This is a genomic window from Achromobacter dolens (assembly GCF_902859745.1).
Taxonomy (GTDB): Bacteria; Pseudomonadota; Gammaproteobacteria; order Burkholderiales; family Burkholderiaceae_B; genus Achromobacter; species Achromobacter dolens.
Genome location: NZ_CADIJW010000022.1, coordinates 31,454 through 50,463 on the forward strand (window position 1 = coordinate 31,454; position 19,010 = coordinate 50,463).

The 19,010-nt window shown below is 68.1% G+C and carries 20 protein-coding genes; 14 read left to right on the forward strand and 6 right to left on the reverse strand.

Features of this window, described 5'->3' with window-relative positions:
• The first annotated feature begins 9 nt into the window (after nucleotides 1–9).
• A complete protein-coding gene (locus HV783_RS16515) occupies nucleotides 10–423 on the forward strand; it encodes a hypothetical protein (protein ID WP_254603919.1) in 414 nt (137 codons plus the stop codon).
• Nucleotides 410–814: a hypothetical protein gene (locus tag HV783_RS16520; protein WP_175189502.1), complete on the forward strand. Its 405-nt coding sequence runs from the start codon at nucleotides 410–412 to the stop codon at nucleotides 812–814. Before HV783_RS16515 ends, HV783_RS16520 begins: the two co-directional genes overlap by 14 nt.
• A gap of 341 nt (nucleotides 815–1,155) precedes the next feature.
• Here the strand turns inward: HV783_RS16520 and guaA are convergent, their stop codons facing one another.
• Together guaA and guaB are read right to left on the reverse strand one after the other, a co-directional pair.
• Entirely contained in the window at nucleotides 1,156–2,748 is a 1,593-nt protein-coding gene (gene guaA, locus HV783_RS16525; RefSeq protein WP_049073346.1) for a glutamine-hydrolyzing GMP synthase, read from the reverse strand.
• Nucleotides 2,749–2,868: 120 nt separating this feature from the next.
• Nucleotides 2,869–4,329, reverse strand: coding sequence for an IMP dehydrogenase (gene guaB, locus HV783_RS16530; RefSeq protein WP_049073345.1), 1,461 nt, complete (start codon nucleotides 4,327–4,329; stop codon nucleotides 2,869–2,871).
• 209 nt (nucleotides 4,330–4,538) lie between these two features.
• Here guaB and HV783_RS16535 point away from each other — a divergent pair, with 209 nt between their 5' ends.
• From HV783_RS16535 to HV783_RS16550, 4 genes are all read left to right on the forward strand, one after another.
• Entirely contained in the window at nucleotides 4,539–5,159 is a 621-nt protein-coding gene (locus tag HV783_RS16535) for a DUF2239 family protein (protein WP_054502298.1), read from the forward strand.
• A gap of 244 nt (nucleotides 5,160–5,403) precedes the next feature.
• Nucleotides 5,404–5,793, forward strand: coding sequence for a DCC1-like thiol-disulfide oxidoreductase family protein (locus tag HV783_RS16540; RefSeq protein WP_006387081.1), 390 nt, complete (start codon nucleotides 5,404–5,406; stop codon nucleotides 5,791–5,793).
• Nucleotides 5,794–6,107: 314 nt separating this feature from the next.
• A complete protein-coding gene (locus tag HV783_RS16545; protein WP_175189503.1) occupies nucleotides 6,108–7,412 on the forward strand; it encodes a YcxB family protein in 1,305 nt (434 codons plus the stop codon).
• Complete coding sequence (locus HV783_RS16550) at nucleotides 7,409–7,993, forward strand: hypothetical protein (RefSeq protein WP_169537958.1); 585 nt, start codon at nucleotides 7,409–7,411, stop codon at nucleotides 7,991–7,993. Before HV783_RS16545 ends, HV783_RS16550 begins: the two co-directional genes overlap by 4 nt.
• A gap of 123 nt (nucleotides 7,994–8,116) precedes the next feature.
• Here the strand turns inward: HV783_RS16550 and HV783_RS16555 are convergent, their stop codons facing one another.
• Nucleotides 8,117–9,007 (reverse strand): LysR family transcriptional regulator, encoded by an 891-nt coding sequence (locus HV783_RS16555; RefSeq protein ID WP_064523159.1) that lies wholly within the window; start codon nucleotides 9,005–9,007, stop codon nucleotides 8,117–8,119.
• 174 nt (nucleotides 9,008–9,181) lie between these two features.
• On the opposite strand from HV783_RS16555, the gene HV783_RS16560 reads away from it, so the two are divergent.
• Both HV783_RS16560 and HV783_RS16565 read left to right on the forward strand, forming a co-directional pair.
• The gene (locus HV783_RS16560; RefSeq protein ID WP_054502295.1) at nucleotides 9,182–10,177 is read left to right on the forward strand and encodes a Bug family tripartite tricarboxylate transporter substrate binding protein; all 996 of its coding nucleotides are present in this window, start codon (nucleotides 9,182–9,184) and stop codon (nucleotides 10,175–10,177) included.
• A 186-nt stretch (nucleotides 10,178–10,363) separates the two neighbouring features.
• On the forward strand, nucleotides 10,364–11,329 hold the full coding sequence (locus HV783_RS16565) for a 2-hydroxyacid dehydrogenase (RefSeq protein ID WP_175189504.1): 966 nt from the start codon (nucleotides 10,364–10,366) through the stop codon (nucleotides 11,327–11,329).
• Between the two features lie 280 nt (nucleotides 11,330–11,609).
• Here the strand turns inward: HV783_RS16565 and HV783_RS16570 are convergent, their stop codons facing one another.
• The gene (locus HV783_RS16570; protein ID WP_054415695.1) at nucleotides 11,610–11,852 is read right to left on the reverse strand and encodes a hypothetical protein; all 243 of its coding nucleotides are present in this window, start codon (nucleotides 11,850–11,852) and stop codon (nucleotides 11,610–11,612) included.
• Nucleotides 11,853–11,913: 61 nt separating this feature from the next.
• On the opposite strand from HV783_RS16570, the gene HV783_RS16575 reads away from it, so the two are divergent.
• Nucleotides 11,914–12,333, forward strand: coding sequence for a GNAT family N-acetyltransferase (locus HV783_RS16575; RefSeq protein WP_175142757.1), 420 nt, complete (start codon nucleotides 11,914–11,916; stop codon nucleotides 12,331–12,333).
• A 66-nt stretch (nucleotides 12,334–12,399) separates the two neighbouring features.
• Entirely contained in the window at nucleotides 12,400–12,717 is a 318-nt protein-coding gene (locus HV783_RS16580; protein ID WP_240317360.1) for a hypothetical protein, read from the forward strand.
• 58 nt (nucleotides 12,718–12,775) lie between these two features.
• Here the strand turns inward: HV783_RS16580 and HV783_RS16585 are convergent, their stop codons facing one another.
• The gene (locus HV783_RS16585) at nucleotides 12,776–13,735 is read right to left on the reverse strand and encodes a LysR family transcriptional regulator (RefSeq protein ID WP_116792463.1); all 960 of its coding nucleotides are present in this window, start codon (nucleotides 13,733–13,735) and stop codon (nucleotides 12,776–12,778) included.
• A 123-nt stretch (nucleotides 13,736–13,858) separates the two neighbouring features.
• On the opposite strand from HV783_RS16585, the gene dsdA reads away from it, so the two are divergent.
• The 4 genes from dsdA (at nucleotide 13,859) to HV783_RS16605 (ending at nucleotide 18,189) form a co-directional block, all read left to right on the forward strand.
• Nucleotides 13,859–15,247 (forward strand): D-serine ammonia-lyase, encoded by a 1,389-nt coding sequence (gene dsdA / locus HV783_RS16590; protein ID WP_054502291.1) that lies wholly within the window; start codon nucleotides 13,859–13,861, stop codon nucleotides 15,245–15,247.
• A complete protein-coding gene (locus HV783_RS16595) occupies nucleotides 15,244–16,230 on the forward strand; it encodes a Bug family tripartite tricarboxylate transporter substrate binding protein (RefSeq protein ID WP_054415700.1) in 987 nt (328 codons plus the stop codon). Before dsdA ends, HV783_RS16595 begins: the two co-directional genes overlap by 4 nt.
• Before the next feature lie 11 nt (nucleotides 16,231–16,241).
• The gene (locus tag HV783_RS16600; protein WP_175189505.1) at nucleotides 16,242–17,765 is read left to right on the forward strand and encodes an amidase; all 1,524 of its coding nucleotides are present in this window, start codon (nucleotides 16,242–16,244) and stop codon (nucleotides 17,763–17,765) included.
• 97 nt (nucleotides 17,766–17,862) lie between these two features.
• Nucleotides 17,863–18,189, forward strand: a complete 327-nt coding sequence (locus tag HV783_RS16605) for a 7(1) septoil knot domain-containing protein (protein WP_175189506.1) — start codon at nucleotides 17,863–17,865, stop codon at nucleotides 18,187–18,189.
• 15 nt (nucleotides 18,190–18,204) lie between these two features.
• On the opposite strand, the gene HV783_RS16610 is transcribed toward HV783_RS16605, so the two are convergent.
• Nucleotides 18,205–18,900 (reverse strand): hypothetical protein, encoded by a 696-nt coding sequence (locus HV783_RS16610; protein WP_175189507.1) that lies wholly within the window; start codon nucleotides 18,898–18,900, stop codon nucleotides 18,205–18,207.
• Nucleotides 18,901–19,010 lie beyond the last annotated feature (110 nt).

Consider the following 19,010-nt stretch of genomic DNA (forward strand, 5'->3'; position numbering starts at 1 on the left):
ACCCTGGCCGTGAACAAACCCGACAAGGTCGCCTTGTTCTGGTTGACGACAGCCGCTGGCGCCGTGCTGTTCGTCACCTTCCAGTTGTTCTTTTACGTCAATGACTTCGTGAGAGCGCAAGGAGCAACACCGGCGATCACGTTTGAGCCCGACATACTGTGGATGTTTCCCGCGTTCTATGGTTGCTGGATCGTCGCGGTGCTCTTCGCGCTGATCGGAACCCGTAAGACCCAGTGGGTTGCGCTGGTCCTGGGCAGCCTGCTTGTCGTTCTGAATACCCTCGGGGGAATCGCCGACGGGTTGCGCGACGGTTGGCACGTGGCCTTTTCGGCTGTGTTCTTCATTACGCTGCCCGGCGTGTTCGCTATCGCGGCCACCTGGCGTCGCATCAAAAACAAGGAAAACGGCCATGCCGATGAATAGCTCTGACTTCCCCTTGGTCTGGATGAATCTTGCGCAGGAACCCGGACACGATCACCAGAAGGACTTCGACGCGTTCGAAGCCAATTTGCAGCGCGACGAGCCGTTCGTCATCTTGAGCGATACCGCGCCGCCCGCGGAGGAACACCAGCACTCGCCGGAAGAGAAGAAACGCCTCGCGCTCTGGATGAAAAAGCACAAGGCCCAATTGCGAAAGCAGGTTCTGGCCATGATTCAGATCGAACCCAACCAGGCCAAACGCCTGGGTTACAAGGCATTCGCGGCCCTTTTCGCCAAGTTCTGGGGCTACCCGCTGCTTCTGGCGGCTTCGCGTGAGGAGGCTGTGGAGATGGCTAGAGCATTGCTCTCGAAGGATGGGGGGTCACCCGGTTGATGGCCTACGCAGTGTCCGAGCGCTGATGCAACCGTATCGCTGCGCATTGTCGCGGCGCGATGCGGGCCTGACTGTTGATGGGCTGTGATCAATAAACGCTTTATCGCCAGAAAGGCGCGTCTTTTGCCAGTGCGAAAGATGGAGTAGCGACGCTTTCGAGCGCATTGCCATCCGGCTCCAATCTCACATTGTCTAGCCAGGAGCCGAAGCCCCCCCACTACGCCACACCCACTTCGATCAAGCGCTCGACAGTGACTCCGCCTGCTTCAGCAGCAGTCCCCAACCAATGAAAAAGGCGCCGAAGCGCCTTTTTCATTTACCGTTCGCGAAGCGAAGCGGAATCACTCCCACTCAATCGTCGCAGGCGGCTTGCTCGACACGTCATACACCACCCGATTGATCCCCCGCACTTCATTGATAATCCGCGAGGAAATCCGAGCCAGCAACGGATGCGGCAACGGCGCCCAATCAGCCGTCATGAAGTCAAACGTCTGCACCGCGCGCAGCGCGACCACGTACTCATACGTCCGACCGTCCCCCATCACCCCCACCGACTTCACCGGCAGGAACACGGCGAACGCCTGCGAGGTCAGTTCATACCAGGTCAGGCCACTGGCCTCGTCCTTGGTATTGCGCAGCTCTTCGATGAAGATCGCATCGGCGCGACGCAGCAGCTCGGCGTATTCATGCTTGACTTCGCCCAGAATGCGCACGCCCAGGCCCGGGCCCGGGAACGGATGGCGGTAGACCATCTGCGGCGGCAGGCCCAGGGCCACGCCCAGTTCGCGGACTTCGTCCTTGAACAGTTCGCGCAGGGGTTCCAGCAGCTTCAGGTTCAGCGTATCCGGCAGGCCGCCGACGTTGTGGTGCGACTTGATCGAGGTAGCCTTGCCGGTCTTGGCGCCGGCCGATTCGATGACGTCGGGGTAGATGGTGCCCTGGGCCAGCCACTTGGCGCTCTTCTGCTTGCCGGCTTGCTCCTGGAACACTTCCACGAACTCGCGGCCGATGATCTTGCGCTTGGCTTCGGGGTCGGCCACGCCGGACAGCTTGCCCATGAACTGGGCGGTGGCGTCGACGTGGATGATCTTGACGCCCATGTTCTCGGCGAAGGTCTGCATGACCTGCTTGCCTTCGTCCAGGCGCAACAGGCCGTGGTCGACGAAGACGCAGGTCAGTTGGTCGCCGATGGCCTTGTGGATCAGGGCCGCGGCCACCGACGAATCGACGCCGCCGGACAGGCCGAGGATGACTTCGTCTTCGCCAACCTGCTCGCGGATGCGGGCGACGGCTTCGGCGACGTAGTCGGGCATGTTCCAGTCGCCCTGGCATTCGCAGATCTCGTTGACGAAGCGGGCCAGCATGGCCTTGCCTTGCACGGTGTGCGTGACTTCGGGGTGGAACTGCACGGCGTAGAAGCGGCGATCTTCGTCGGCCATGCCGGCGATGGGGCAGGACGGCGTGGAGGCCATCAGCTTGAAGCCCGGCGGCAGCTCGGTGACCTTGTCACCGTGGCTCATCCAGACCTTGAGCATGCCGTGCCCTTCGTCCGTGGTGAAGTCTTCCAGGCCTTCCAGCAGCTTGGTGTGGCCGTGGGCGCGGACTTCGGCGTAGCCGAATTCGCGGTGGTCGGAGAAGCTGACCACGCCGCCCAGTTGTTGCGCCATGGACTGCATGCCATAACAGATGCCCAGCACGGGCACGCCCAGCTCGAACACGGCGTGCGGCACGCGCATGGAGCCTTCTTCGTAGGCCGATGCGTGGCTGCCCGACAGGATGATGCCCTTCAGGCCCTGCGCCATCTGGTCGCGGATGAAGGCATCGTCGACGTCGCCCGGGTGCACTTCGGAGTAGACGCCGGCTTCGCGCACGCGGCGGGCGATCAGTTGGGTGACTTGCGAACCGTAGTCGAGAATGAGGATGCGCTGGTGCATGGAGACTCTACCGGTAAGGAATGAAATCGCTGTAAATAAAACCGCACCGGCAGACCCGCTGACTGATTTTGCGGTTCTGCCGGTGCGTGATGCATGACATTGTAGTTGACTGTACGGGGATCAGTCGGCGCGGTAGTTGGGCGCTTCCTTGGTGATCTGTACGTCGTGCACGTGGGATTCGCGGACACCGGCGGAGGTGATTTCCACGAATTCGGCCTTGGTGCGCATGTCGTCGATGGTGGCGGCGCCGCAGTAGCCCATGGAGGCGCGGATGCCGCCGACCAGTTGGTAGATGATGGCCAGCACGCTGCCCTTGTAGGGGACGCGGCCTTCGATGCCTTCGGGGACCAGCTTGTCGGCGTTGTTGGCCGGGTCCTGGAAGTAGCGGTCGGCCGAGCCTTCCGTCATGGCGCCCAGGCTGCCCATGCCGCGGTACGACTTGTACGAACGGCCCTGGAACAGCACCACTTCGCCCGGCGCTTCTTCGGTGCCGGCGAACATGCCGCCCATCATGCAGGAGAACGCGCCGGCGGCCAGGGCCTTGGCGACGTCGCCCGAGTAGCGGATGCCGCCGTCGGCGATCAGCGGCACGCCCGTGCCTTCCAGCGCCTTGGCGACTTCGGAGATCGCGTGGATCTGCGGCACGCCGACGCCGGCGACGATACGGGTGGTGCAGATCGAGCCGGGGCCGATGCCGACCTTGACGCCGTCGGCGCCATATTCAACCAGCGCGCGCGCGGCGGCGGCGGTGGCGATGTTGCCGCCGATGACTTCGACCTTGGGGTAGTTCTGCTTGACCCAGCGCACGCCTTCCAGCACGCCCTTGGAGTGGCCGTGGGCGGTATCGACGATCAGCACGTCGACGCCGGCGGCGACCAGCTTTTCAACGCGCTCTTCGGTGTTGCCACCAACGCCGACCGCGGCGCCGACGCGCAACTGGCCCTGGGCGTCCTTGCTGGCCAGCGGGTGCTCGGTGTTCTTGACGATGTCCTTGACGGTGGCCAGGCCGCGCAGCTCGAAACCGTCGTTGACGATGAGCACGCGTTCCAGGCGATGCTTGTGCATCAGGGCCTGTGCTTCGTCCAGCGTGGCGCCCTCCTTCATGGTGACCAGGCGTTCCTGCGGCGTCATGATGTTGCGCAGGGGCTGGTCCAGGTTCTCTTCGAAGCGCAGGTCGCGGTTGGTGACGATACCGACCAGCTTGCGCCCTTCCACCACCGGCAGGCCCGAGATGCCATGCTGGCGCTGCAACGCAATGGCGTCGCGCACTTTCATCTGGGGGGTGACGGTGACCGGATCGATCACGATGCCGAATTCGTGGCGCTTGACGCGGGCGACTTCACGGGCCTGGGCGTCGGCGGACAGATTCTTGTGGATGATCCCGATGCCACCTTCCTGGGCCATGGCGATCGCCAGGCGGGATTCGGTGACCGTGTCCATGGCGGCGGACACAAGGGGGATGTTCAGGGAGATGTTGCGGGTGAGGCGCGTGGCCAGGGAGGTGTCGCGCGGCAACACCTCGGAATACGCAGGCACCAACAACACATCGTCGAAGGTGAGCGCTTTTTGAACGAGACGCATGGGTAACTCCGGGCGCAAAGCAAGATTATACGCCGCTGACGTGTTTTGACTAGGTGTTGACCCTAGGTCGGGACGGAATTTTTGCGACTTTTTTCAATAGGCGTTGCGACCTTGCACTATTTTTACCCGGGTTATATTGACAAGCACGTTGGCAAGCCGCACAATGCCAGACATTAAATTTATCCGGGTAAATAAAACCCCTGTACGCCATGACCCAACCTCTCCTTCCCCATACCGCTTTCGAAGGCCACCGCCTGTTGGCGCGTGGCGCGCTCGCCGAGGTCGCCCTGGCCGTCAAGCAGGCCCAGGACGGTCACGCCAACCGTCATGGCGACGGCGCGATTCTGGTGTTCGACGACCACACCGGCAAGCAGGTCGACCTGGACCTGCGCGGCGCTGACGCCGACATCCGCGCGCGCTATCAGGCGCCGGCCGATGCCGCCCCCGCGCCCGCCGAGGAAGCGGACCACGCCGACGCCGCCCCGCGCGGGCGCGGACGGCCCAAGCTGGGCGTGGTGCCGCGCGAGGTGACGCTGCTGCCGCGCCACTGGGACTGGCTGGCGGCGCAGCCGGGCGGCGCGTCGGTGGCGCTGCGCAAACTGGTGGAACAGGCGCGCCGCGACAACGAGGCGCGCGACCAGCAGCGCCAGCGGCAGGAAGCGGCGTACCACTTCATGTCGAGCATGGGCGGCAACCTGCCGGGCTTCGAGGAGGCCACGCGGGCGCTGTATGCCGATGATCGCGCGGGTTTCACGCGGCAGGTGGCCGCATGGCCGGCGGACGTGCGCGATTACGCCATGGCGCTGGCGTGGGCGGATGAGCAGGCCTGAGCGGCAGACCGCGTATCGCTGGGCGCGGTCCCTGTCCCTGCGCCCTATCCCTACGCGCATGCCTGCGCCCCACACCTGCGCCCCCTACCTGCCCCCACCATGACTGCGGGCCGCCACTGCGCCCCATCGCTGCGCGCGCCGCTGGCGCGGGGCGGCGCGAGTGTCATGCGCCGCTTCCAATCGTGCGTCGGCAGCATCCCGGCGCCCCAAGCAAGCGACGCCCGCCGCTGGTAAGCTGTACGTCATGGATACGGATACCGCGCCCCGCAACTTCCTGCTGTACGACGGCGACTGCCCGTTCTGCACCAACTACGTGCGGATGGTGCAGTTGCGCAAGGCCGTCGGCCCGGTCGAATTGCTCGACATGCGCCAACATCCCGAACTGGTGGCGTATTTCCGCGACCGTGGCTATGACCTGAACGACGGCATGCTGCTGCGGCTGGAGGGGCACATCTACTGGGGCGCCGATTGCATCAACCGGCTGGCTCTGCTCAGTTCCGACAGCGACCTGTTCAACCAGATCAATGCGGCCATCTTCCGCCGCCCGTGCCTGTCGGCGGCGCTGTATCCCTTCATGAGCCGTGGCCGCGCGCTGACGCTGGCGCTGCTGGGCAAGAAGAAGATGCCGGCCTGACAGCGGCGGCGCGCGCTTGGTCGCGCGCCTTGCCTCGCCTTGCCTCGCCTTGCCTCGCGTTGCCTCGCCTTGCCTCGCGTTGCCTCGCCTCGCGTTGCCTTGCCTGGCCTCGCCTTGCCTCGCCTCGCGTTGCCTCGCCCCGCCTCGCCTCACCGCGCCCTGCCTCGTCGCGACCTGCCTCGTCGCGACCTGCCTCATCGCGCCCTGCCTCTCCCCACCGCGCCTCTCCCCGTCCCGCCTAGCCTAGTTCCGTCCCGTCTCGTCTCGCCCCGCAGCAATGCTAAATTGCGGATCACCCCCCTGACGGAGACCCCATGCCCGAGCCGAGCACCGCTGCCGACGGCACGCTGACGCCGCCCGTTGCGCCCCCGAACGACGCGCCCGGCGCGATGCCGGCCGACGGTTTCTCGCTGACCGCGCCGATCACGCTGCAGGACCGCATCGCGGCCGCGCTGTTCAGCTACGCGGACATGTTCGGGGCCGCCCGGCGGCGCGCGCTGTACTTCCTGGCGTGGGTGGTGCTGACGCTGTTGGGAATGCTGGGGTTCTCTTCCTGGCGGGATAGCGGCGAGCGGGGCTTCGGCCCGTTCCTCTCGCGCTTCTTTCACGACCTGTTCGGCCTGGACGGCGTACCCATCCTGGTCGTGGCCATCCCGGTGCTGATCTACTACTTCCGCCATCCGGCGATCGTGCGCGGGCGCCTGGCGCGCTGGTGCCGCGACGAAGGGCTCGACCAGACCATCCACCCGCTCTATTACTTTCAGCCGGGCGGGCTTACCGTCACCCTGCCGGGACGCAAGACGGCCATGGCGTGCTCGCGCATCCAGGGGCTTGCCGAAACCTCCGAACACCTGTTCATCCAGTTGCGCAACATCGAGGACGTGTACGCCCTGCCGCGACAGGCGCTATCCGACGAGCAGGTGGCGCGCATCAAGGCGTGGGCCGCATCCTGCCACGCCGGCGCCCCCGACGCGACGCAGCACCCGCCGCAAGCGCGGCAGGCGCCCGAGGCCGCGCCGCCGCTGCTGACGACGCGCTTCCTGCTGAACCAGGAAGACCGGGCCGCCGCGATCTCGTGGCAGATCGAACGTCCCGGCATGCGGCGGCGCCGCCGGCGCGGTTTCCTGCTGGCCTTCGCGCTGACCGCCCTGCTAGTGCCGCTGATATTCGTGCTGCTGTGGCTGCTGGACCCCGAGCGGGTGCCGCTGCGCTATGCCTGGCCGCTGTTCGGCGAGATGTTCACGGACAGTTTCTGGAAGATCACGCTGGGGTTCTGGGCCATCCTGGCCGTCATCATCCTGCTGCATCCCTGGTCCCGGCGCCGCCACGCGTACAAGCTGGCCGGGCAGATGCACCGGCGCATGCCGGCCGAGGAACACGAGGCGCGGCTGTATGACGATCGGCTCGAAGTCCGGCAGGACGGTTGGGTCAACAGCTTCGCGACGGCCGGCTTCGACCGGGTCGAGCGGCAAGGCGAACACCTGATCCTGATGCGGCGGGAGGGCGAACCGCTGATCCTGCCCCGACGCGCGCTGGACGCGGAGCAGTCGGCGCTGTTCGAACGCACCCTCACGGGCGGCGCGGGCGGCGATCATCGCCAGCGCGGGGGTACGCCATGAGCGGGCCGGCCTTGATCCGCCTGGCGGCCCTGTGCGCGGCGCTTGGCGCGCTGGCGCCCGCCGCGTCCGCCGAAACCCTCGATCTGCCGCATGGCCTGTCGGTGCAGTTGCCAGAGGGCTGGGTGGTGGACGGCTCGCCACAAGGCGAAGTCTCGCGCAGCGGCATGCGGCGCGTGCAACTGGTCTGCGAAAGCGAGGCCTGCGAACAGACGCAGGAAACCTGCACCCTGCTGATGCAGGCCAAGCCGCTCGAAGGCGACGACGATGACGCCCGCTTGCAAGCGCTTTATGCGTCGCCGCTCAAGCGCTATTTCCGCCTGCGGGCGGTGCTGCGCGCGACCAGTCCCGACGCCGATATCCGCCAGCCGCTGGAGCGGGTGCGCATCGGCGATCGGGATTGGTACCGGGTCGAGACCGATGCGCGGCACCAGTACCGGTCGGGCGTGTTCGCCGAGACGGTGGTCGACGGCCTGTACGTCGGCGCGATCTGCAAGTCGTGCGAGACCGGCGAACAGCGCCACCGGGACGGACTGCGGATCATCGAGAGCCTGAAGTCGGATGCGAACGCCGTGTCGCGTTGAACGCCGCGAACGCCATGCAATGCCCTGGCCGGTTGCGTTGAACGCCACGGACGCCTGCGCAATGCCCTGCCCATCGCGTTGAACGGCGACGACACGCCGGGCGCGCCCCCGGCTGTGGCCCCTTCAGGGCGCGGGGGGCAGCACCTCGGCCACCTGCCGCAGGAACGCGGCCAGCGCCGGGTTGTCGTGCTGCGCATGCCAGGCCAGGTACATATCGGCATACAGGTCGCGCTGGCCCAGCGACCGGAACTCCACCCCCTCCAGGCGCAGCTCGCGCGCCGAATCGGGCACGATGCCCACGCCCAGTCCGGCCCGCACCAGCGCCAGCAAGGTATGCGTCTGGCTGGCGCGCTGCACGTAGTCGGGCTGCACGTCGGCCAGGCCGAATGCGCCGACGATGCGGTCATAGAAGTATTTGCCTTCGCGCGGCGAATACAGCACGAAGGGCTGGCCCTGCAGCAGCCGCAGCGGCACCACGTCCTGTTCGCACAGCGGTGAATCCGCCGGCAGCGCCAGCACCAGCGGCTCGCGCTCGATCAGGCGGGCCTCGATGCCGGCCTGCTGCGGCACGCTGCGCGCCAGGATCGCGTCCAGTTCCCGCGCCAGCAGCAGGCGCGACAGGTCGGTGCTGACGGTTTCACGCAACTGGATCTCCACGCCCGGCAGCCGCTTGCGGGCCCGCATGATGAGCGATGGCATCAGGCGGTACGAGGCCACCGCCGTGAAGCCCAGCGTGATGTGGCCGGCGTCGCCGCCGGCGGTGCGGCGGGCGCTGGCGGTGGCGCGAGCCGAGTATTCCAGCAGGTGGCGCGCGTCGCGCAGGAAGCGGCGGCCGGCGGCGCTCAGCTCGACCTGGCGGCTGCTGCGCTCGAACAGCGTCACACCCAGATCCTGCTCCAGCAACTGGATCTGGCGCGACAGCGGCGGCTGCGTCATGCACAGGCGCTGGGCGGCGCGGCCGAAGTGCAGCTCCTCGGCCACGGCGATGAAGCATTCGAGCTGGCGGAATTCCATCGATTCAATCCTTGAATTGATCAATGCTATTTATAGCTCGAATAGTCATCCATCGGCCGGCGTTCCTATACTCGGCCGCAGCACCGGGGCGCGTTTTTCCGCCCCGCGAAAGGAGTGCCATCGCAGCATCGACTTTCCGCGGCCCGCGCCGCTTACTACTACAAAGAGAAGACCATGGAGACACGCAATTCCGCACGCCCGCGCCGCCGCTTCCTTGCCGCGGCCCTGGCCCTGGCCGCCTGTGGCGCCCTGCCCGCCGCGGCGCAGGCCGCGCCGTTCCCGGACCGCCCGATCAACCTGATCGTGCCGTTCTCGCCGGGCGGCGGCACCGACATTTCGGCGCGCCTACTGGCGGCGGCGCTGGGCGACAAGCTGGCGGCCTCGGTGGTGGTGGACAACCGCCCCGGCGCCGGCGGGCAGATCGCCGCCGATCTGGTGGCGCGCGCCAACCCCGACGGCTACACGCTGCTGTTCGCCAATTCGGGCATGCTGGCGATCAATCCGTGGATCTACAAGCTGCATTCCGATCCGGCCACCGCGTTCGCACCGGTATCGCTGTTCTCGGACCTGCCGTTCGTGCTGGTGGTGCCCACCACCCTGCCCGCCAAGAACGTGAAGGACCTGGTGACGCTGGCGCGCGCGCAACCCGGCAAGCACACCTTCGCCAGTTCCGGCACCGGCGGCGCGCCGCACCTGTCGGGCGAGATCTTCCAGCAGGCCACCGGCACCGACCTGATGCACGTGCCCTACAAGGGCGGCGGCCCGGCCATGACCGACCTGATGGCGGGCCGCGTCGACATGCTGTTCGCATCGGTGCTGGAGACCATTCCGTACGTCAATTCCGGCAAGCTGCGCGCGCTGGCGGTGACCGGCGCGACGCGTTCGCCCGCCCTCCCCGACGTGCCGACCATCGACGAGGCCGGCGTCAAGAACGCGCAGACCGGCTCATGGACGGCGGTGCTGGCGCCGGCGGGCACGCCGCAGGCGGTGATCGACAAGCTGTCGGCCGCGATCCGCGAGGTGGCCAGCGACCCGGCGATGCAGGCCAAGCTCGAATCGCAGGGCGCGCTGGCGCACGGTTCGACGCCGCAGGAACTGCAGGCGCTGGCGGCCAGCGAACGCGCGCGCTACGGGGAGATCATCAAGACACGGCATATCCAGACCCAATGATCGGGCGGGGGCAGCGACCGCCCACGATGCGATGACGCGCCCCGAGGGCGCTGCATTGCGCACCGCCCTTTTTTTGTCCCCTGTCCGTCCCGGCGCGGACGGCTTTCCTCTTCGGTCGTCCCGCCGCCGCCCCTTTTCTTGCGAATCCCGCGCCCGCGGGTCGCTGCAACAACCATGACACCCGACATGACCACGACTGCTTCCCAGCCCCTCGCCGACCTGCTGATGGTGGGCCCCTTGCTGCCCGAACTGACCGCCGAACTGGAATCGCGCTACCGCGTGCACCGCTGGTGGCAAAGCCCCGACCAGACGGCGCTGCTGCGCGACCACGGCGCGGCGATCCGCGGCATCGCCACCAGCGGCCGCTTCGGCGCATCGCGCGAACTGATCGACGCGCTGCCGGCGCTGGAAGGCGTATTCAGTTTCGGCGTGGGCTACGACACCATCGACCTGGCGGCGGCGCAGGCGCGCGACGTGCGGGTCACCAACACGCCGGGCGTGCTCGATGCCTGCGTGGCGGACACCGCGCTGGCATTGATGCTGGCGGCGTCGCGCCGCATCGCCGAGGCCGACCGCTTCGTGCGCGCCGGCCGCTGGCCGCAGGAAGGCTTCGGCCTGGGCACGCGCATGAGCGGCAAGCGCTGCGGCATCGTCGGGCTGGGCAATATCGGCCTGCAGATCGCGCGGCGCGCCGAAGCATTTGATATGCCCATCCTGTACACCAACCGCAAGCCGCGCGCGGACGCGCCGGCGCACTACCGTTATTGCCCGGACATCACGACGCTGGCGGCCGAGTGCGATTTCCTGGTGCTGGCAGTGCCGGGCGGCGGCGCCACGCGCCACCTGGTCAATGGCGAGGTGTTGCGGGCGCTGGGTCCGCGCGGCTGGCTGATCAATATTGCGCGCGGCACGGTGGTCGACGAAGCCGCGCTGGTCCAGGCGCTGCAAAGCGGCGCCATCGCCGGCGCGGGTCTGGACGTGTTCGAGCATGAACCGGCCACGCCGGCCGCCTTGAACGCGATGGACAACGTGGTGATGCTGCCGCACATCGCCAGCGGCACGCACGAAACCCGCCGCGCCATGGCCGACCTGATGCTGGCCAACCTGGACGGCTGGTTCCGCGACGGCAAGACGGTAACGCGGGTGGTTTGAGAGGGATGGCCGCAGCAAGCGTCCATTTAATGGACACTACATCTTGTAATTTATCTCATACATGATAAATTTCTCACCGCACTGGCTCGTGCCGGCGAGCCGTTGTGCTTGTTGTTGTAAGTTTTTTCCGGCCTTCGGGCCGGATTTTTTTGCATTGGCGCCTGGCGGCGAGTCGGGACGCCAGCAATCTCCGCCCAGGCGTATTGGCATTTTTCCGCGATTGCGGCGCCATCGCCCGCCATCGCCCGCCATCGCCCCACATTCGACGCGATTGCCCGCGTCACGCATCGATCGTGATGGATAGCCCATCGGCGCGCGCCGCGATCGACCGCACCCGGATCGTCCAGCCGGCGTTGATGGCCTCTTCCTGATCGTCGAACACGCCATATTCGGTCACCGCCACCGCGCCATGCAGGATGCGGCCGTCGGGCGCCGGCCCCCGCGCCTCGATGACCGGCACGTAGCCGTCCTGGACCTGCAACGCGCCACGCGTGATCTGAAATCCGTTCAATGCTTCTTCCATGGCCGCTCCTCTTTTTGGGGCCGGACCATGGTAGCCTGCCGCCAAACGATCCGGAGACATCATGGTGATCTGCAGCAGAATCGAGCCGTCCGCCTGGGCCCAGGCCTTTCCCCTGATCAGCCAATTGCGCGCCGCCCTCGATGAAGCCGAATTCCTGCAGCGCGTGCGGCGGCAATCGCATGGCGGCTACGAACTGGTCGGCGCCTACCGCGACGGCAGGCTGATCGGCGTGATGGGCATGCGGCCCGTGCACACGCTGGCGCGCGGTCCGCATCTGCATGTGGACGATCTGGTGGTCGACGAGGCCGTGCGTGGCAGCGGCGCCGGCCGCGCGCTGATGGCCTACGCCGAGGCGGACGCCCGCGCTCGCGGCATGGGGGCGGTGTTCCTGGATGCCCGGCCCGACGCGATTCCATTCTATGAACGCGAGCAATACACGCTGCATGCGGCGCCGTCGATGAAAAAAGTCATCAGCCAGTAGAGGGCCGGGACACGGCGCCGGCGCAGGAGTATCGTGAAAACCGGTACTTCGCGCCTGGAGCACGCCATGTCCGACGACACCCCCGCCATCGAGGCCAGCGCCTCGCAATTGGGCAACCTGACGCAGTTCCTGATCTGGGTTGCCGAGCGCCCCCGCACCTATGCCGACATCATGGAGGCGTGGCGCACTTCGTGTCCGCGCCTGTCGGCCTGGGAAGACGCCACCAGCAACGGCCTGGTGGATCTGGCGCGCCGATCTGCCGGCGACGCCGGGACCGCCGTGGCCACGCTGACGCCCAAGGGCCGCGCCTGGCTGGCCGCGCGCCAGGCCGCCATGATCGCGATGCCGCGACAAGGCGCTGGCGTCGCGCCGCTTTCGCACTAAATGCGCGGGCGTCGCAACGCTCTCCCAATAAAGGCGCGGACGCCGCGCCCCGCTCCCGCTAAGGCGCGGGCGCCGCGCCGCTCTCCCGCCAACGCGCCAGCACCGCGCCGCCGTCCGCTTGCAGTTGCGCGCGCAGGCTGGCGATGAAGGCCTTGGCCGCCTCGGGCAGCACGCGTCCAGCCAGCGTCTGCACCTCGAAGTGGCGTTCGTTCATTTCGCGGTCGCGCAGCGGCAGGGCCACCACCTGCCCGGCGCGCAGGCGATAACGGATCGCCAGTTCGCCGCAGAACGCCACGCCGCCGCCCGCGCCCGCGAACGCCACCAGCGCGTCGACGCTGCGGCTGGAGAACATCGGTTCGCATGACAACTGCTGGCGGCTGCAACTGATGTCGATCAGTTGCCGCAGCGTCGAATCGGCATCGGGCAAGGCCAGCGGATAGGCCATCAACTGGGCCAGCGATACCTCGGACCGGCCCGCCAGCGGATGGTCGGGCGCCACCACCGCGCGCACCGGCGCCGGCATGCGCAGCTCGACCCGTACGTCATGGTGCGAGGTCAGGCTGAGCGTGACGCCGATATCGGCCGTGCCGTCCCGCACCCGGACGGGCACCTCGCGCTGCGAGCACACGTCCAGCGAAAAACGGATGCCGGCGTATTGCCGGCGGAAAACGGCGATGGCGGCCGGCAGGAAGTCATGCGCGAAGCCTTCGGTGCAGACCACCCGCACCAGCCCCTGACGCAAGCCACGCAGGCCCATGATCTCGCCGGCAACGCGCTCCACGTCCTGGTGCGCGCGCTTGGCGTGGGCGGCCAGCAGTTCGCCGGCGGCGTTGAGCGCCATGCCGCGCGAGCGGCGCTCGAACAGCAGGGTGCCCAATTCGCGTTCGAGCCGGGCGATCTGGCGGCTGACCGCCGACGGCGCCACGTCCAGCCGCTCCGCCGCGACGCTGACGGAGCCGCAGCGCGCCACTTCCAGGAAGTAGCGCACGGCCATTTCCTGCAGGATTTGCGGGTTCATCGGGTTTGCCCTTGGTTTGCGTAAAACGCAATGAATGATTCTAGCAATTCATATTGCCGCAATACGGAGCCCGCGCCTAGGATGTGACCGTTGCATGACGCTCCCTCTATGGAACACGCAGGCATGACCCCGTCCCAGGCTTCCGTTCCCGCTTTTTCATTGCAGGCGTTGCGCGCGGCGCAACCGCTGCTGTGGACCCGCCCCGATGGCGGCGCGGCCGACACCGGCGTCCCCTTCGGCCTGGCCGACGTGCAGGCGGCCCACGACCGCTTCACGCGCTTCGCGCCGTTGCTGGCGCAGTTGTTCCCCGAACTGGAAGCCTCGGCCGGCGTGATCGAGTCGCCGCTGCGCCAGGCCGCCGCCATGCAGCAGGCGCTGGGCCTGGCGCCGGATGGCGGACGCCTGTGGATCAAGGCCGACCACGCTTTGCCGGTGGCCGGTTCGATCAAGGCGCGTGGCGGCATTCATGAGGTGCTGGAGTTCGCCGAGAAGCTGGCGTGGGCGCAAGGCCTGATCGCGCCCGGCGATGATTACCGCAAGCTCGCCGCGCCCACCGCCCGCGCGTGTTTCGCGCAATACCAGGTGGCCGTCGGATCGACCGGCAACCTGGGCCTGTCCATCGGCGTGATCGCTTCGGCGCTGGGCTTTCGCGCCGCCGTGCACATGTCGGCCGACGCCAAGGAATGGAAGAAGGCGCGCCTGCGCGCCCGGGGCGTCGAGGTGGTGGAACACCCCGGCGATTACGAAAAGGCCGTGGCCGCCGGCCGCCGCCAGGTCCAGGCCGATGCGCGCGGCTACTTCGTCGACGACGAGCGCTCGCCCTCGCTGTTCCTGGGCTACGCGGCGGCGGCGCTGCGGCTGCGCGACCAGATCGCGCAGGCCGGCATCGTGGTCGATGCCGAGCATCCGCTGTTCGTCTACCTGCCCTGCGGCGTGGGGGGCGCGCCCGGCGGCATCGCCTTCGGCCTGTCGCTGCTGTACGGCGCGCACGCGCACTGCTTCTTTGCCGAACCGGTGCAGTCGCCCTGCTTTCTGCTGCGCATGATGGCCGGCCATGGCCAGTTGCCCGGCGTGCCGGTGCCGCCGTCGGTCTACGACATCGGCCTGACCAACCAGACCGAGGCCGACGGCCTGGCGGTGCCGCGCGCCTCCGACCTGGCGTATGCCGCCGTCGGCCGGTCGCTGGCCGGCGTCTACACCGTCGCCGACGACACCCTGTACGGCGATCTGGCGCGGCTGCACGACAGCGAAGGCCTGCGCATCGAGCCGTCGGCGGCGGCCGGGTTTTCCGGGCCGCGCCACTTGCTGCACAGCCCGGCCGGGCAGCAGTGGCTGCGCCAGCGCGGCCTGCTGCCGCATCTGACGCGCGCCACGCATCTGGCCTGGACCACCGGCGGGCTGTATGTGCCGGCCGAAGAGTACGACCGATTCCTGAGCCGCGGGCAACGACTCGCGGCCGCCCCCCAGGCGCCGACCGACGCGCCGTCCTTCCACCTCTCTCGTCGAGCATGACCATGAAGACTGCCTTGATTGCCCTTGGTGTCACCCTGGCTGGCGCCCTTGCCGCCCCCGCCCCAGCCAGCGCCCAGACCGGCTATCCGACCCGCCCCATCACGCTGGTGGTGCCATTTCCGCCCGGCGGCGCGACCGACGTGCTCGGCCGCGTCATCGCGCAGAAGCTCGGCCAGGAACTGGGCCAGACCGTAGTGGTGGAGAACCGCGCGGGCGCCGGCACCGCGATCGGCGCCGGCTACGTCGCCAAGGCCGCGCCCGATGGCTACACGCTGCTGGTCAGCTCGGGCACCACCTTCACGGTCAACCCCGCGATCCAGGCCAAGCTGCCGTATGACCCGGTCAAGAGCTTCGAGCCGCTCGGCATCGTGGGCCGCACCGGGCTGGCGCTGCTGGCCAATCCGCAGGTGCCGGTCAAGGACTTGAAGGAACTGGTCGCCTACGCCAAGGCGCGCGAGAAAGAGCCGCCGGCCTACGGCTCGTTCGGCGCCGGCACCACCGCGCATTTCGTCGGCGAGGCGTTCCTGGCCGCGGCCGGCATCAAGATGATCCACGTCCCCTACAAGGGCAGCGCGCCGGCCATGACTGACCTGATCGGCGGCCAGATTCCGTTCTCGGTCGACACCGTGGCGGCCGCGCTGCCGCAGAGCAAGCTGGGCAAGGTGCGCGTGCTGGCGGTGTCGGCCCCGACCCGCTCGGCCTTCCTGCCCGACGTGCCGACCTTCGCCGAACAGGGCTATCCGTCGGTGGCCATGGACACCTGGCTGATGTTCACCGCGCCGCGCGGCCTGCCGGCGGACGTCAAGGCCAAACTGGAAACCGCGCTGCGCGCCACGGTCGAATCGCCCGACGTGCGCAAGAGCCTGGAAGCCCAAGGCTTCGAGGCGGCCTTCTCCAGCGCCGCCGAGGGCGAAGCGCTGATCCAGAAGGAACTGCCGCAGATGCGCGACGTCGCGCAGCGCGCCAACATCAAGATCGATTGAAGGAAGCACTCATGACCCTGGACGATTCGCTCGTCTCGTTATCCGCGGTGGAACTGCGGCGCCTGATCGGCGCGCGCCAGTTGTCGCCGGTGGAACTGCTGGAGGCGTGCATTGCACGCATCGAGGCGGTCAACCCGTACATCAACGCCGTCACCGCCACGGCCTTCGAGCGCGCCCGCATCGAGGCGCGCGCGGCCGAGCAGGCGGTGATGGCCGGCGACACGCTGGGCCTGCTGCACGGCCTGCCGCTGGGCGTGAAGGACCTGGAGCCCACCGCCGGCCTGCTCACCACCTTCGGTTCGCCGATCTACCGCGACCACGTGCCGACCGAGGACGTCACGCTGGTGGCGCGCCTGCGCCACGCCGGCGCCATCGTGGCCGCCAAGACCAACGTGCCCGAGATGGGCGCGGGCGCCAATTCGCGCAACACCGTGTGGGGCGCGACGGGCAATCCCTTCAACCCGAACCTGAATGCCGGCGGCTCCTCGGGCGGCTCGGCCGCGGCGCTGGCCAGCGACCTGTTCCCGCTGTGCACCGGGTCGGACACTGGCGGCTCGCTGCGCATCCCCGCCGCCAAGTGCGGCGTGGTCGGCTTCCGGCCGTCGCCGGGGGTGGTGCCGAGCGTGCGCAAGCCGCTGGGCTGGACGCCGATCTCGGTGGTCGGCCCAATGGGCCGCACCGTGGCCGACGCCTGCCTGCAGATGGCCGCCAGCGCCGGCCCGGACGCCGGCGACCCGCTCAGCTATCCGCTCGATCCGCTGCAGTTCCTGGCGCCAGGCAACGCCGACCTGGGCCGCCTGCGCGTCGCCTACAGCGAAGACTTCGGGCTGTGCGACGTGGACGACGGCATCCGCGCCACCTTCCGCGCCAAGATCGCCGCCATGCGCCACCTGTTCGCGGCCTGCGATCCCATCGAGATCGACTTCGGCGAGGCCCACCGCTGCTTCGACGTGCTGCGCGCCGAAGCCTTCGTGGCCGGCATGCGCGAGGCCTACGAGAAAGACCCTGCCAGCCTCGGCCCCAACCCCCGCGCCAATTTCGAGATGGGCGCGGCCATGAGCCTGAAGGACTGCGCGTGGGCGCAGGCCGAGCAGACCCGCCTGATCAAGCGCTTCCAGCGCGCCTTCGACGACTACGACCTGATCCTGTCGCCCACCACGCCGGTGTCGCCGTTTCCGTGGACGCGGCTGTATGCCGAGGCCATCAACGGCAAGCGGCAGGAGAACTATTACCGCTGGCTGGCGCTGACGTACGTGATCACGCTGACCACGCATCCGGCGCTGACGCTGCCTTGCGGGCGGGATCACAAGGGGATGCCGTTCGGCTTGCAGATCGTGGGCAGGTTCCGCGGGGATCGCGAGGTGCTGGCGGCGGCGCAGGGGATGGAGTCCGCGTTCGCGGGCAATGAGGAACTGCGGCGGCCGCGGCCGGATCTGGCGGGGTTGAAGGCGGCGGAGCCGGCATTGACGTCGATCGTGACGGCGCCGCCGGGGGTGGCACGGGGACCGTCGGCGGCGGAAGTTTCGGCGGTATAGCAAGACCGTACCCCTGCAGACGCGCATGGCACGGCGGCGGACTCGGGCATAATCCCCCCGCCCGCCGGCCTGGCCCGGCTTTGAAAAGACACCGCTCATGCGCGCTCTGCCCCACGCCCTTCTCGCCTGCGCCCTGCTGGGCGCCGCTTTCACCGCCCAGGCCGGTGATGTCGACAAAAGTAGCTGCACCTACAAAGGCATTCCGCTGCGCGGCAAGGTCAAGATCGTCAGCGCGTTTCCCGACATCCGCGTCGAGGTGGTGGACGCCTTCGCCGATATCCGGGTGAAGAAAGTCAGCGCCTTCGCCGACCGCTGCGGCGAATGGAAGATCGTCGATGCCTTCCCGGACTTCAAGATCCAGTTCGTGGACGCGTTCCCCGACGTGACGGTCAAGTGGGTGGATGCGTTTCCGGGCACCCACTGACGCAGGGCCGCGGCGTCAGCGCTGGCCGGCAGCCCGGGGCGGCGCGCAGCAATGGGCGGTGTCGATCACGCGGCCGCGGCAGGCCGCCAGCAGGGGGGGATTCCTGCACAACAGCGCGCTGGCCGGCAACGTGAACTGGAAGCCCCCGTCGAGCATGCACAACTGCGCGGCGGCGATATCGTTGAGCAGCATGTCGTCGCCCGGCTCGATGACCGAGGCGTAGCCGCACGCCCGCATGGCTTGCTGCACGCGCTGGGCGTCGGCCTCCGGCCGGGTCCATTGTTCATAGGCGGGCGGACGTTGCCGTGCCCCCGCCGCCGCGACGCCGTCGGTTGCCGGACAGGCCGCCAGATGGGGATGGGTGTCGCAGTAGGTGTGGCGCTCCTGGTAGGCGAAGCCCTTGCCGAGCATGCACTGCTCACCCCGTGCATAGTCGTTGTTGGTGATGGTCGTGCCGTCGACATGGCTGGCGCTGGGATAGCCGCAGTCGAGCAGCGCGTCACGCACGCCTTGCCGGTCCACCCCGGGCTTGGCCCACAGGGGGTACAGCGGTGGCGGCGGCTGCATCGGCCGGACATTGATGCAGGCGCTCAAGCCCAGGCACAGCAATGCCGCAAGCGGACGCAACAGGCGCGCGCGGTCACTCGCGACGCGGCGCCGGCCGGCGGCCAACGGCGTGGCGCGCGCCGCTCCCCACATCCGTCTTTGCATCGGTTCTCCCCAGGGTTGACGAATCGGGACGCGCATCTGCCGCCCGACCGGATTTCGGACCCCATTCTATATAGCGTCGCCAGGCAATGCGAAACCAGGCCATCAATGGC

Bases quoted from the DNA above. Each gene is read 5' to 3' on its own strand.
- HV783_RS16560 (WP_054502295.1), top strand. From the start codon at position 9,182: ATGGAGACACGCAATTCCGCACGCCCGCGCCGCCGCTTCCTTGCCGCG.
- HV783_RS16610 (WP_175189507.1), bottom strand. From the start codon at position 18,900: ATGCAAAGACGGATGTGGGGAGCGGCGCGCGCCACGCCGTTGGCCGCC.
- HV783_RS16600 (WP_175189505.1), top strand. From the start codon at position 16,242: ATGACCCTGGACGATTCGCTCGTCTCGTTATCCGCGGTGGAACTGCGG.
- HV783_RS16605 (WP_175189506.1), top strand. From the start codon at position 17,863: ATGCGCGCTCTGCCCCACGCCCTTCTCGCCTGCGCCCTGCTGGGCGCC.
- HV783_RS16535 (WP_054502298.1), top strand. From the start codon at position 4,539: ATGACCCAACCTCTCCTTCCCCATACCGCTTTCGAAGGCCACCGCCTG.
- HV783_RS16550 (WP_169537958.1), top strand. From the start codon at position 7,409: ATGAGCGGGCCGGCCTTGATCCGCCTGGCGGCCCTGTGCGCGGCGCTT.
- HV783_RS16540 (WP_006387081.1), top strand. From the start codon at position 5,404: ATGGATACGGATACCGCGCCCCGCAACTTCCTGCTGTACGACGGCGAC.
- HV783_RS16585 (WP_116792463.1), bottom strand. From the start codon at position 13,735: ATGAACCCGCAAATCCTGCAGGAAATGGCCGTGCGCTACTTCCTGGAA.
- guaA (WP_049073346.1), bottom strand. From the start codon at position 2,748: ATGCACCAGCGCATCCTCATTCTCGACTACGGTTCGCAAGTCACCCAA.
- HV783_RS16555 (WP_064523159.1), bottom strand. From the start codon at position 9,007: ATGGAATTCCGCCAGCTCGAATGCTTCATCGCCGTGGCCGAGGAGCTG.
- HV783_RS16545 (WP_175189503.1), top strand. From the start codon at position 6,108: ATGCCCGAGCCGAGCACCGCTGCCGACGGCACGCTGACGCCGCCCGTT.
- guaB (WP_049073345.1), bottom strand. From the start codon at position 4,329: ATGCGTCTCGTTCAAAAAGCGCTCACCTTCGACGATGTGTTGTTGGTG.
- HV783_RS16595 (WP_054415700.1), top strand. From the start codon at position 15,244: ATGACCATGAAGACTGCCTTGATTGCCCTTGGTGTCACCCTGGCTGGC.
- HV783_RS16580 (WP_240317360.1), top strand. From the start codon at position 12,400: ATGTCCGACGACACCCCCGCCATCGAGGCCAGCGCCTCGCAATTGGGC.
- HV783_RS16575 (WP_175142757.1), top strand. From the start codon at position 11,914: ATGGTGATCTGCAGCAGAATCGAGCCGTCCGCCTGGGCCCAGGCCTTT.
- HV783_RS16520 (WP_175189502.1), top strand. From the start codon at position 410: ATGCCGATGAATAGCTCTGACTTCCCCTTGGTCTGGATGAATCTTGCG.
- HV783_RS16570 (WP_054415695.1), bottom strand. From the start codon at position 11,852: ATGGAAGAAGCATTGAACGGATTTCAGATCACGCGTGGCGCGTTGCAG.
- dsdA (WP_054502291.1), top strand. From the start codon at position 13,859: ATGACCCCGTCCCAGGCTTCCGTTCCCGCTTTTTCATTGCAGGCGTTG.
- HV783_RS16565 (WP_175189504.1), top strand. From the start codon at position 10,364: ATGACCACGACTGCTTCCCAGCCCCTCGCCGACCTGCTGATGGTGGGC.